The 12565-nt window shown below is 70.9% G+C and carries 11 protein-coding genes and 1 tRNA gene; 6 read left to right on the top strand and 6 right to left on the bottom strand.

Annotated elements, in window-relative coordinates:
- Positions 1–52: 52 nt before the first annotated feature.
- Positions 53–143: transfer RNA gene (locus tag ACK5KK_RS13440), tRNA-Ser, on the bottom strand.
- Between the two features lie 81 nt (positions 144–224).
- Here ACK5KK_RS13440 and ACK5KK_RS13435 point away from each other — a divergent pair.
- The 4 genes from ACK5KK_RS13435 to radA all read left to right on the top strand — a co-directional run bounded on the left by ACK5KK_RS13435 (position 225) and on the right by radA (position 4755).
- Positions 225–1583: an MFS transporter gene (locus tag ACK5KK_RS13435; protein ID WP_416890593.1), complete on the top strand. Its 1359-nt coding sequence runs from the start codon at positions 225–227 to the stop codon at positions 1581–1583.
- A gap of 69 nt (positions 1584–1652) precedes the next feature.
- Entirely contained in the window at positions 1653–2273 is a 621-nt protein-coding gene (locus ACK5KK_RS13430; protein ID WP_416890592.1) for a class I SAM-dependent methyltransferase, read from the top strand.
- Positions 2274–2403: 130 nt separating this feature from the next.
- The gene (locus tag ACK5KK_RS13425) at positions 2404–3357 is read left to right on the top strand and encodes an L-lactate dehydrogenase (RefSeq protein WP_416890591.1); all 954 of its coding nucleotides are present in this window, start codon (positions 2404–2406) and stop codon (positions 3355–3357) included.
- Positions 3358–3399: 42 nt separating this feature from the next.
- A complete protein-coding gene (gene radA / locus ACK5KK_RS13420; protein WP_416890590.1) occupies positions 3400–4755 on the top strand; it encodes a DNA repair protein RadA in 1356 nt (451 codons plus the stop codon).
- 75 nt (positions 4756–4830) lie between these two features.
- Here radA and ACK5KK_RS13415 read toward each other — a convergent pair whose 3' ends face one another.
- The 3 genes from ACK5KK_RS13415 to ACK5KK_RS13405 all read right to left on the bottom strand — a co-directional run bounded on the left by ACK5KK_RS13415 (position 4831) and on the right by ACK5KK_RS13405 (position 6831).
- On the bottom strand, positions 4831–5241 hold the full coding sequence (locus ACK5KK_RS13415) for a dehydrogenase (RefSeq protein ID WP_416890589.1): 411 nt from the start codon (positions 5239–5241) through the stop codon (positions 4831–4833).
- A 357-nt stretch (positions 5242–5598) separates the two neighbouring features.
- The gene (locus ACK5KK_RS13410) at positions 5599–6267 is read right to left on the bottom strand and encodes a hypothetical protein (protein WP_416890588.1); all 669 of its coding nucleotides are present in this window, start codon (positions 6265–6267) and stop codon (positions 5599–5601) included.
- 45 nt (positions 6268–6312) lie between these two features.
- Positions 6313–6831: an amino-acid N-acetyltransferase gene (locus ACK5KK_RS13405; protein WP_416890587.1), complete on the bottom strand. Its 519-nt coding sequence runs from the start codon at positions 6829–6831 to the stop codon at positions 6313–6315.
- 126 nt (positions 6832–6957) lie between these two features.
- Between ACK5KK_RS13405 and ACK5KK_RS13400 the strand changes: the two genes are divergently transcribed.
- Positions 6958–9468, top strand: coding sequence for a circularly permuted type 2 ATP-grasp protein (locus tag ACK5KK_RS13400; RefSeq protein ID WP_416890586.1), 2511 nt, complete (start codon positions 6958–6960; stop codon positions 9466–9468).
- On the top strand, positions 9465–10349 hold the full coding sequence (locus ACK5KK_RS13395; protein WP_416890585.1) for a transglutaminase family protein: 885 nt from the start codon (positions 9465–9467) through the stop codon (positions 10347–10349). Before ACK5KK_RS13400 ends, ACK5KK_RS13395 begins: the two co-directional genes overlap by 4 nt.
- On the opposite strand, the gene ACK5KK_RS13390 is transcribed toward ACK5KK_RS13395, so the two are convergent.
- Together ACK5KK_RS13390 and ACK5KK_RS13385 are read right to left on the bottom strand one after the other, a co-directional pair.
- Positions 10350–11333, bottom strand: coding sequence for a hypothetical protein (locus ACK5KK_RS13390; RefSeq protein WP_416890584.1), 984 nt, complete (start codon positions 11331–11333; stop codon positions 10350–10352). It abuts the gene before it with no gap.
- A gap of 87 nt (positions 11334–11420) precedes the next feature.
- The coding region (locus ACK5KK_RS13385) for an ABC transporter permease (protein WP_416890583.1) at positions 11421–12565 on the bottom strand (1145 nt) is incomplete at its 5' end.

The following is a 12565-nucleotide window of genomic DNA, read 5'->3' as shown; positions in this document are numbered from 1 at the left end:
TGACAAAGGCCCTGAAACCCTTGATTTCTCAAGGATCTCGGGGCCTTCGCTGTGGCGGTGACGGTGGGATTTGAACCCACGGTAGGGGGTTACCCTACACAACTTTTCGAGAGTTGCACCTTCGGCCGCTCGGACACGTCACCGCGGGAGAGTTTACGCGACCTCCCGATCCTGCGCCAATCCCCGGGAGCCCGCCCCCCCCTCTCAGGCCGTAGGGTGATCGCATGGTGGAACGGATGACGGGGCAGCAACGCCTCGTCCTCGCGGTGGCGATCCTCGGGTCATTCGTGTCGTTCCTCGACGGTACCGTTGTCAACGTCGCGCTGCCTGCTATCGCACGGGAGCTCGGCGGCGGGCTCAGCACCCAGCAGTGGACCGTGGATGCCTACCTCGTCACCCTCGGCGCGCTCATCCTCGTCGCGGGGGCCGCCAGCGACGCCTACGGTCGCGTTCTCGTCCTGCGCATCGGCCTCATCGGCTTCGGAATCACCTCACTCGCCGTCGCCGCGGCCCCCACCATCGAGATCCTCATCGCCGCCCGCGCACTCCAGGGCGCCTCCGGCGCGTTCCTCGTCCCCAGCTCCCTCGCCCTCATCACCTCCACCATGCGCGAACCGGTGCGCTCGCGCGCGATCGGCCTGTGGACGGCATCCACCACCGGCGCCATGGTCGTCGGCCCCCTCGTCGGCGGGCTCATCGTCGACTACTCGTCGTGGCGCCTCGTGTTCGTCATCAACGTCCTGCCCATCGGCCTCGCCCTGTGGATGCTGGCCCGCCTCCACCTCACCGACCAGCGCCGCCCGGATGCCCGCATCGACTGGATCGGCGCCGCCCTCTGCGTCCTCGGCCTCGGCCTCACCGTGTTCGCCCTCATCGAACTGCCCGCCGGCGGCCCGCCGGGCCCGCTGTGGACCATGCTCGTGGTCGGCATTCTCAGCCTCGGCGGATTCGTGTGGCGCCAGCGCACGGCATCCACTCCCCTCCTCCCCCTGACCCTGTTCCGCAGCAGCACCTTCGCCAGCGGCAACCTCGCCACCTTCTTCATCTACGCCGCCCTCTCCCTCAACGGATTCGTCCTCGCTGTCTACCTGCAGCAGGGCGCCGGACTGTCGGCGACCCTCGCGGGCCTGGCGAGCCTGCCGACCACGATCATGATGATCCTGCTGAGCTCGCGAGCCGGCGTGCTCGCGGGGCGCTTCGGACCCCGCCTGTTCATGACCGTCGGACCCATCGTCATGGCCATCGGCTCGCTCCTCCTCCTCACCGTCGCCGAGAGCTTCGACTACTGGTGGCAGGTGCTCCCGGCCATGACCGTGTTCGGGCTGGGCCTGGCGATCACCGTCTCGCCCCTCACCGCCGCGATCCTGGGTGCGGTGGATGCCGACCGCGCCGGCATCGCCTCGGCGGTCAACAACGCCGTCTCCCGCATCGCGGGGCTTCTCGCCATCGCCGCCATCGCCACGATCACCGGCGGCGCACTCGACCTGGCCGGCTTCCACCGCGCCGCCCTCGTCACCGCCGCGCTCCTCGCGGTCGGTGGCATCGTCTCGGCCCTCGGCATCCGCAACACCCGCGACGAATGACCGGATGCCGCGCAGACGTTGTCCCGGGGCGCCGCCACGCCCTACCGTGAACGGGAGGAGGCCGATCCGATGGGCTGGTGGAGCGAACGCGTCCTGCCGCGAGCAGTCTCTCGCGTTCTCGACCGCCCCGACATCGCGGGGCTCCGCCGCCTCACCGCCGCGCCCCTGCACGGCCGCGTGCTCGAACTCGGTTTCGGCTCGGGCCTGAACGTCCCGCACCTGCCGGAATCCGTCACGGGGATCGGCGCCGTCGAACCCTCCGATCATGCCTGGTGGCTCTCGCGCCACCGCCGCGCGCAGACGTCCGTCGCGGTGGAGCGGATCGGGCTCGACGGGGCATCCGTCTCGGCCGCCGACGCCAGCTACGACGGCGCGCTGGTGACCTTCACGCTGTGCACCATCCCCGACGTGGCCCGTGCGCTGGACGAGGTGCGGCGGGTGGTCGCTCCGGGCGGCACGCTGGCCTTCCTCGAACACGGACTGTCCCCCGACTCCGGCGTCGCCCGCTGGCAGCACCGACTCGACCCCCTGCAGCAGCGCTTCGCCGGCGGGTGCCACCTTACTCGCGACACCGCCGCGCTGGTCCGCGACGCCGGTTTCACCGTGACCGGTGTGGATGCCGCATACCTCCGCGTTCCGGCCGTCGCCCACCCTGTCGCCTACCTCACCCGCGGGCACGCGCACACCTGAGCCCCCCACGGCGACCCGCGTTCACTGACTTGTCACCGCCTTGTCGTAGAGGCGACACGCGACGACCCCAACGGCGACGCGAACGCTGGCAGACTGGCAGCGAACCCCGCGGAACTCGAAGGAGCCGGCCATGCGCGCGATCGAGAACTCGAAGCTCACCGTCGTGGGAGCGGGAGCCGTGGGCTCGTCCGTCGCCTACGCCGCCCTCATCCGCGGATCGGCGCGCCACGTCGCGCTCTACGACATCTCCGCCGAGAAAGCCGAGGCCGAGGTGCTCGATCTCGCCCACGGCGCCCAGTTCACCGGCGCCAGCGACGTCACCGGCGGCGCCGACATCTCCGTCGCCGCCGACTCGCACGTCGTCGTGATCACCGCCGGCGCCAAGCAGAACCCCGGGCAGACCCGGATCGAGCTGGCGGGCGTGAACGCCGGCATCCTGAAGACGATGATGCCGCAGTTGCTCGAAGTGGCGCCCGACGCCATCTACGTCATCGTCACCAACCCGTGCGACGTGCTCACCGTCCTCGCGCAGGAGGTCACCGGGCTGCCGCCCGAGCGCATCTTCGCCTCCGGCACGGTGCTCGATACGTCGCGACTGCGGTGGAAGCTCGCCCGCCGCGCGGGCGTGGCGACCTCGAACGTGCACGCCTACATCGTCGGCGAGCACGGCGACACCGAGTTTCCGATGTGGTCGCACGCGACCATCGGCACCGTCCCCATCCTCGAATGGACGCCGCTCGACGGCCAGCCCCGTTTCACCGTCGACGAACTCGACCAGATCGCCGTCGACGTCCGCGACGCCGCCTACACGGTCATCCGCGGCAAGGGCGCGACGAACTACGCGATCGGTCTGTCGAGCGCGCGTATCGTCGAAGCCCTCCTCCACGACCAGCACGCCGTCATGCCGGTCTCCACGGTGCTGCACGACTTCCACGGCATCAGCGACGTCGCCCTCTCGGTCCCGTCGATCGTGGGCCGGGCCGGGGCGATGCCCATCCGGGAGACATCGTTCTCACCGTCCGAGCTCGGCCTGTTCCGCCGCTCCGCCGACGCCCTGCGGGAGGTCGCGGCGTCGCTGCGGTGACCGGATGCCAGGATGTCGGCGCCCGCGCCTACGCTGGTTGCCATGGCTGCGCGCAAGACGGTGACCCCGACGTTCCGGTGCACCGAGTGCGGCTGGACGACGGCGAAGTGGGTGGGCCGCTGCGGTGAGTGCCAGCAGTGGGGCACCGTCGTCGAGCAGGGCGGGCAGCCGGCAGCAGCGGCGACGGTGAACGCCGTGACACCGCTCCACGCGGCTCGTCCCATCACCGAACTCGACACCCGGGAGACTCCACGCCGCTCCAGCGGCGTGGGCGAGTTCGACCGGGTGCTCGGCGGCGGGCTGGTGCCTGGGGCGACGATCCTGCTGTCCGGTGAACCGGGCGTCGGCAAGTCCACGCTGCTCCTCGACGTCGCCTGGCACGGCGCGCGCACCGGCCAGACCGTGCTCTACGTGAGCGCCGAAGAATCCCTGGGGCAGGTGCGGCTGCGCGCCGAACGCACCGGCGCCCTGCACGACCGGCTGTTCCTGGCCAGCGAATCCGACCTCGCCACCCTCCTCGGGCACGTCGACGCCGTCCGCCCCGACCTGCTCATCGTCGACTCGGTGCAGACCGTGTCGTCCGCTCTCACCGACGGGGTCGCCGGGCATCCCAGTCAGGTGCGTGAGGTGGCATCCACCCTCATCCGCGTCGCCAAAGAACGCGACCTCCCGGTGATCATCGTCGGGCACGTCACGAAAGACGGATCGGTGGCCGGCCCCCGTATCCTCGAGCACCTTGTCGACGTCGTCTGCCACTTCGAGGGCGACCGGCAGACGTCGCTGCGTTTCGTGCGGGCACTGAAGAACCGGTTCGGCGCCACCGACGAGGTGGGCTGCTTCGACATGACCGACGCCGGCATCGCCGAAGTCCCCGATCCCAGCGCACTGTTCCTCGGGCACGGCCCGCAGGTGCCCGGAACGTGCGTCACGATCGCGGTGGAGGGGCGGCGCACCCTGCCGGTCGAGGTCCAGGCGCTCACGATCGGCACCTCCGCTCCCAACCCCCGCCGAGTCGTCAGCGGGGTCGACGGGGCGCGTGTCGCGATGATCCTCGCGGTGCTGGAGCGCCGGGCGCGGGTGCGCGTGTCCGACCTCGACGTCTACGTGTCGACCGTCGGTGGCGTGCGCCTGACCGAACCTGCCGCCGATCTCGCGATCGCGCTCGCGGTGGCCAGCGCCGTCTCCGGTCGGCCCAACCCGCAACGTCTGGCCGCGATCGGCGAACTCAGCCTCGCCGGCGAGATCCGTCCCGTCACCCGGCACGAGCAGCGCCGCAGCGAAGCCACCCGCGTCGGCTATCGCCACATCATCGACACGGCGTCGCAGAGCCTGCCCACGGCGCTGCGCGATCTCGCCGCAGCCCACCCCGTCGCGGTCGGCGACACCGCCAGCTTCTGACCCCGCGCCGAGATTGCGCGAACCGTCACCCCGCGGTGAGATCCGCCGCAGTATGCGCGAACTCGGCAGGGGCTGCTATGCGTCGAGTGCGGCGATGACGTCGGCGGGGGAAGCCTGCATCGCATGCGGGCCGGCGATGTCGAAGAACACGGTCGTGATCTCGTCGCCGTGCACGCCGAGGAACGCCCGTAGCCACCCCGGTGACTGCAGCCCGACCGCGGGCGGCAGCGTCGCAGGTTTGTGCGCGGCGTCACTGAACAGCAGCAGCGCGACCTCCCCCGTGTCGGCGGAGCGGTACGTCCACACCTCGCCGCCGTCGAGTGGATTGTCGCGCTGCCCCGGACGCATCAGCGGCACGACTGTCGGCCCGTGGCGCAGCGCGAAGGCGACCGACGCCATGTCCTGCGTCTGCAGCGCATCCGCCAGTTGAGGATTGCGGAACTCCACGGGAGCGGAGCCCCGTCTGGCCTTTTTCTTGCCCGCCATACGTCCAGCCTACGGTCGCGTCACTGCGTATCCCGCGAAATGAAGAGGGGGCCCTCACGATCCCCCCATTGGGGACTGGGAGACTCGGGAGGGCCCATGCTCACCGGGGATGCGCGTCGTGCCTCTGGGGTGGTCACAACCGACCGTTGGTGGGGACAGCGGTCGTCGCAACGGGAGCTGTCCCCATGCTATCGGGTGAATCTCAGGAAGTATGTCCTCCCTTTGGGGGACAAATCCGACTTTTTCACGTCCCCTCAGTCAGCGTTGCCGCAGAAAACGAAAGAGCGAGCGCCGTCGCCAGCCCGGCGATGATACGAAGCGGTCGCCTCACCAGGGATCGTCCGGCCGGCGCGATTCTCAGTTCAGGACGAAGGCACGCGTGTCCGCCGCCTCGATGCCGCCGATCGAGACTTCCAGATGGTAGGTGCCCGACCCGGCCCGTTGGCGCGACTCACCCTCGGCGCACGTGCCCGCGGAGGAACGCGTGCGGTCCCACACCAGCGGCTCCTGACTCGACACGGTCTGCCCCGCGGCGAGCTCGACCACCTGGTTGTTCGGCTCGGTCTGACAATCCGTCGACCGCCACCAGGTGTCGGACCCGCTCGTGATCTCGTACCGTTGCATCGCGGTGCCGACATCGATCAGGCACGGTACCTCGCCCTCGTTGCTGAGCGTGATCGACAGCCGCGGCTGCTCGTCGGCACCGTACGCGTCCTTGTCGGTCTCGGCCAGCACCGTGATGTCCGCCGTGGTGCAGGCCGTCGCCACCGCTGTCGGGGTGGGCGTCGGCACCGGCGACTCACCGCTGTCGGAGGCGGGTGTCGGGGTGGCCTCGGTGACCGCCGGGGTGGCGGCGGCCGGCGTCACCGAGGGGGTGGCCGACGGCGCGGCAGCACCGCGCCACGGCTGCCAGATGAGCACCGCGACGCCCGCGGCGATCAACAGCAGCACCAGCAGCACCACGAGGCGGCGCCGACGATAGACGGCGGGCGAATGCCGCCGTCGGCGGGGCGGGGTCGAAGTCACGGTGCCAGGCTACGTCGGCATCCCACGCGCCAGCGCCCGGCGCGCCTACAACTGTTTGAGCATGCGGGTGTTCCCCAGGGTGTTCGGCTTCACGTGCGCCAGATCGAGGAACTCGGCCACACCCTCGTCGGGGCTGCGCAGCAGCTGCGAATACACATCGGGGTCGACGACCTGCTCGCCGATCGGCGCAAAACCGCGGCGACGGAAGAACGGCACCTCGAACGTCAAACAGAACAACCGTCGCAGCCCCAGCGCGCGCGCCTGCGCCTCCAAATGCTCCACGATCGTCCGGCCGACGCCGCGGTGCGCCCAGCCGTCGGCCACGATCAGGGTGCGGATCTCGCCGAGGTCTTCCCACATCACGTGCAACGCGCCGCATCCGACGAGCTCTCCGCCCGCGTCGGCGACGACGAACTCCTGCACCGCCTCGTAGAGGGTGACCGGCTCCTTGCCGAGCAGGATTCGCCGCTCCACCCACGGCCCCAGCAGACCGAGGATGCCGCGGACGTCCGCCGTGCGGGCAGGACGTACGGCGAACGGCACGGGATCGGACGATTCGGTCACCGCACCACTGTATGCCGGTTTCATCCGCCCGTTTCGTGCGTCCGGCGATCGCTGGGCCGGATAGGCTCTGCTGTGTCCCTGTTCCCGGTCGTCTGACCGGTCCCGCTGCCAGAAAGGCGCGACGGCGTGAGTGTGCTCCGTGACTACGCCACGGTGGTGTCCCAACCGACACTTCCGTTCGCCGCGCCTGCCAGGCCGCGCTTCGACGAGGTCGTCGACGCCGATGGCACCCTGCGGCCGGGGTGGAAGGCCGTCGCCGAGCAAGCCCTCTCCCTCACCCCCGACGAGCTGCGTCGCGTCGACGGCGAGATCGTGCGCTTCCTCGCCGACGACGGCGCGTCCTACCTCCGCCCCGACAGCGGCGCCGAACCGTGGCAGCTCGACCCGATGCCCCTCATCCTCGATGCCGCCACCTGGGCGCGACTCGAGGTGGGATTGGCCCAGCGGGCGGAGCTGCTCAACGCCCTGCTGGTCGACCTGTACGGCGCCCAGACACTCCTGGCCGAGGGCATCGTGCCGGCCGCTGCGGTGCTCGGCCACTCCGGTTTCATCCGCCCGATGGCGCGCGCGAGCGCCGCCGACCCGTTCCCGCTGCTGCTGGCGGCCACCGACCTCGGCCGCGACAGCGACGGCGAGTGGCATGTGCTCGCCGACCGGGTTCAGGCCCCGTCGGGGCTCGGCTTCGCAATGCAGAACCGACGGGTCATCTCGCAGGTGATGCCCGAGCTCTACCAAGAGAGCAGCCTGCACCGCATGGAGCCCTACTTCTCCGCGCTGCACGCGTCGCTGCTCGACAGCGCCCCCGAGGGCGTCACCGCGCCGACCATCGTCATCCTCACCCCGGGACCGCTGTCGGAGACCGCGTTCGATCAGGCGTTCCTCGCCAGCGCACTCGGGTTGCCGCTGGTGCAGGGCGAAGACCTCGTCGTCCACGACGGCGCCGTCTGGATGAAGCCCGCAGGGTGGCCCTCCCGCGCGCCGCGCGAGCGGGTCGACGTGATCGTGCGCCGGGTGGATGCCGAATGGTGCGACCCTCTGGAGCTGCGCGCCGACTCGCAGCTGGGCGTGGCAGGGCTCAGCGAGGCGGTGCGGCGCGGATCCGTGCGCATCGTCAACGGTCTCGGCGCCGGTGTGCTGGAGAACCCCGCCCTCATGCCCGCACTGCCGGCCGTGTGCGAACACCTGCTCGGCGAGCAACTGCGGCTCCCGTCGGTGCCCACATGGTGGTGCGGCGACGCCGATGCCCGCGCCCACGTGATCGACCGGCTCCGCTCGGGCGACCCCGACGTGTTCGTGCGCACCATCGACGAACCCCGCAAAACGCTCGCCCAGCTGCCCCGCCCCGAACTGATCGCCCGCATCCAGGAGACACCGCACCGCTACGTCGGTCAGCAGTCACTGCCGCTGTCGCAGGCCCCGGTGTGGAGCGGCACCGGCGACGCCGAAGCGGTCCCCATGGTGCTGCGCACATTCGCGCTGCGGTACGGATCGGCGTACCGCCCGCTGATCGGCGGCCTCGCCACGGTGCGCCCCGGCGTCGGCGCGGCCCCCACGACGAAGGACGTGTGGGTGCTCAAGTCCGCCGACACCGACCCGGATCAGGGTCTGGGCGAGGTGGACCCGTTGCCGACCGCCCGGGCTGTGCCGGCACTGGCGCCGCGCGCGCTGGCCGACATGTTCTGGATCGGCCGCTACGCCGAGCGCGGGGAGGACTTCCTGCGGCTGCTGCTCACGGCGCAGCACCTGCTCGACCAGCCCGGCGCTCACCTGCGGCCCGACGCCAGCACGGCGGTGCTGCTGACGCTGCTGGCCCGCCTTGCCGACCGTTTCTCCGACGACCCAGAGACCGAGTTCCGGTCGCTGCTGCTCGACACCGACCGCACCGGCTCGGCGGCCCATGCGATCGCGCGGCTGCGGACCGCTCTGGCGGGGGTGCGCGACCAGCTGTCCGGAGAGACGTGGCGTGTGTTCTCGCACATCGACCGCGCCCGCCGCGCCCTGCGCACCTCGACGCACCCGCAACGCACCGTCGAGTCGGCGGGCCGCATGCTCGCGTCGATCCTGTCACTGCACGGGGTGACCGCGAACATGATGCGCGACGCCGGCTGGCACATGATCGAGACCGGCCGCGCCCTCGAACGCGGACTGCAATTGTGCCACCTGCTCACCGTGGGTGCCGTCGACCGCCGATCGCCGCGCGCAGATCGTGAGGTGCTGGACTCGGTCCTCACCGCCGCCGAGTCCGTCGTGACCTACCGCCGGCGTTATCGCGGATCGGTGCGCACCGCGAGCGTGCTCGACCTGTTGCTGCTCGACGTCGACAACCCCCGGTCGCTCGCCTTCTCGCTGCGCATGGTGCGCGAGCACGTCGCGGCACTCCCGGCATCCACCGGCTCCACCCGACCCGAACGCCTCATCGACCAGCTGATCACCACCGTCGACGAGCTCGATGCGGCGGCCCTCGCCGCCGTGGTTGACGAGCGGCGGCCCGAACTGGAGGAGTTCCTCGCCGAGGCCACGACCCAGTTGGAGCAGATCGCCGACGCCATCGCGCACGCCCACTTCGAGTCCGGCCCGCCGGCGGTGGCGCTGTCGTCCCTGGCGCTGATCGAAGAGCTCATGGAGACTCGCGCATGACCCGCTACCGGGTGTGGCACCGCACCGCTTACACCTACAGCGGACCGGTCGAAGACAGCGTCGGCCGCTTTCACCTCACGCCGCGCGTGCTGCCGTGGCAGGAGGTGGCCGACTCGCAGGTGTCGGTGCAGCCCAGCCCGGGAGACATCAACGCGGATGCCGACTACTTCGGCAACGCGGTGACCTACTTCCATGTGACCGAACCGCACCAGGCCCTCACGATCGAGTGCACCAGCGAGGTGACCGTCCACGAACCGCTGTACGACCCGGTGGGTCTGGCCCGGCCGTGGGAGCACGCCCGCCCGCTGGCGCACCCCGACACCCCGCACGCGTGGCAGGCGGCCGAGTACGCTCTGGAATCGCCGCGGGTGCGCCACGTCGAGGCGGCGACCGCGTACGGCGCGCAGTCGCTGGCGCCGGGCCGGCCCATCGGGGAAGCGGCCACCGACCTCATGCAGCGCATCTTCCGCGACTTCTCGTACGACTCCACGGCGACCACCGTGACCAGCACGGTCGCGGATGCCATGGCCGCACGCGCGGGGGTGTGCCAGGACTTCGCCCACGTCGCGCTGGCCTGCCTGCGCGCCCACGGCGTGGCAGCGCGCTATGTGTCGGGCTACCTGGCGACCCAGCCCCCACCCGGCAAGGAGCGGGTGTTCGGGGCCGATGCGTCGCACGCGTGGCTGGCGGTGTGGCTGCCGGGAACCGACCAGTGGCTGGCGATCGACCCCACCAACGACCAGTGGGCGAACGACCGCTACGTCACCGTCGCGTGGGGCCGGGACTACGGTGACGTGTCACCGGTCAAGGGCATCATCTACACCGAGGCCGAGAAGTCGACCCTCCGCGTCTCGGTCGACGTGGCCCCGCTCACGGACTGATCAGCCGCCGGTGGGCACCGCGTCGAGCTGGCGCTCGACGACGGAACCGTACTCCTCGAGGGCGGCCCGGTGCTCCTCGACGAACTCCTGCTCCAGCCCGGCTCCGATGCGCTCCGCCTCCGGCAGGTAGTCGGTCTGCTCACGGCAGTCGAAATCGGCCAGGGCAAGATCGATCTCCTCCGACGCCAGCGCCTCGCCCTCGGGTGTCTCCGGGTCGGGGAGAGCCTGTCCCTCCTCCAGAACCGGGTAGATCTTGTCTCTCATGGCCGCTCTGGCGTCCACCTGCCGGGTGAATCCGGGGTGACCCACCGTCGCCATGCACTGCGACCACTCCCGGTTCAGCTCGTCGAACTCGGGCGCCTCGGGCAGAGCGTAGAAGAAGTCCTCGAGCGCGATCAGGAGCGGCCCGAACTCCCCCTCCGTGTCATCGAGGTCTGCCGTAGCCACCGGATGATCCCGGTAGGCGACGTCGCGGCATCCGTCCGGCGCACCCACCAGCGCCTCGTAGTACGCGTCTTGCTGCGCGGACGGGAGCGAATCCACATACTCGGCATTGGGGAGGAACTCGGCCTCCGGTGGCCCGTACGGCGATGCGAACAGTCCGTAGCCGTGCTGGGCAACCCATGCGCGTACATCCGGGCGCCATCCGTCGCCGGCCGACTTCGGCACCGGCCATTCGGGGATGTAACGGAACCCGTGATCGGCCATACACGTGACGATGGCCTCTTCGGCGATCGCGCTCGCCTCCTCGGCGCGGGCACGGAGCCTGCTCTCCGGAACCGAGACGATCGAGGAATCGCTGGCGTAGGAGGCCTGCCAGGAGAAGGCTTCGAGGTAATACGCGCCCAGCGGCGGTTCCCCCCGTGGCGATGCGGTGGGCGGACCGGACGCGCACCCTGCCAGCGCGAGTGCCGCGACCGCGAGGCCCGCCGCGGCACCGCGGATGACCGCCGCGGACGTTCCCCTGCCGATCCCGGTACGCATTCCCCCATCTTGCCCCCCCCGGAACGCAGGATTTCATCCCCGACCGGGGCGGTCCTGCTCCCGCGACCGTGCACCTCGGGTGTGCGATCAGGACCCGCGTAGTGCCGCGACCGGTTCGATCCGGGCGGCCCGCCGCGCCGGGTACCCGCCGGCGAGCCATCCGACGAGGGCACCGAGCACGACACCTCCCAGCGCAAACCACGGGTCGACGATCGCCGTCCACTGCTGCGTCGCGGCGACCACCACGACGGTCAGAACGCCGAACGCCGCGCCGAGCAGTCCGCCGAGCGTCCCGATCACGATCGACTCGACCGTGAACTGCCGGGCGATCTGGCGGCGCGTCGCCCCCAGCGCACGACGCAGCCCGATCTCGCCGCGACGCTCCATCACCGACAGCAGCGTCACGTTCGCAATTCCCACGCCTCCGGCCAGCAGCGCCACCACCCCGACGACGATGAACACGATGTTGACGTCGGCCTGCACGGCGGTGCCGAGATCGGATCGTGCCCGCGGGGCGGTCACCTCGATCGACTCCGGTTCGGCTGGCGCCAGCGCGAGCGGCGCCTGCGCCGCCAACTGCGGCCCGGCCCCGACGTCGATGCGTACGAGCGCTTCCGCGGGAGCCCCCAGCCCGAAATCCGCCCGGGCCGCGCCCATCGGGATGACGACGCTGTCACGCAGATCCGCGCGGGTGACGGGATCGTCGATCACCCCGATGACCGCGTAGGCGAGACCGTCGATGAAGATCGATGGCTGCCGGTCCACCCGTGCCACCCCCAGTCGGTCGGCCGTGCGGGCCCCCAGCACGGCGACACGGTCGCCGCGCGCGTCATGCCCGTCGTCGAACATCCGGCCCGTCGTGACGCGCGCGCCGACCACGTCGACCAGCCCCGCCGTCGCGGCCACCAGCTTCGGCGGAGCGGTCGCCACCGCGGAGGGGTCGTTACGCGGCACCGCGGTGATCTCCAGACCCTCGACCTCGATCCCCGAGACCAACGCCGCATCTTCGGCGCCCGCGAGGCGGAGGAGCCGGGTCGGCGAATCCCACGGCAGCCGGCCCAATACGGCCGTGCCGCCCTCGGACCCGGCCGCCATCGTCGCCGGCTCGATCTGCACCTGCGTCGCCGCGACGGCGTCGAACTGACGGGCGACCTGGTTCGCGGCGGTCTGCGCGAATCCCCACGTCGCCACAAGGGAACCGATCCCGAGCACGGTGCCGAGCACCGTCACCA

The organism is Microbacterium sp. (assembly GCF_047972865.1).
Lineage (GTDB): Bacteria > Actinomycetota > Actinomycetes > Actinomycetales > Microbacteriaceae > Microbacterium.
The sequence above is the reverse complement of the archived record's forward strand: the minus strand, read 5'-3'. Positions and strand labels throughout refer to the sequence as shown.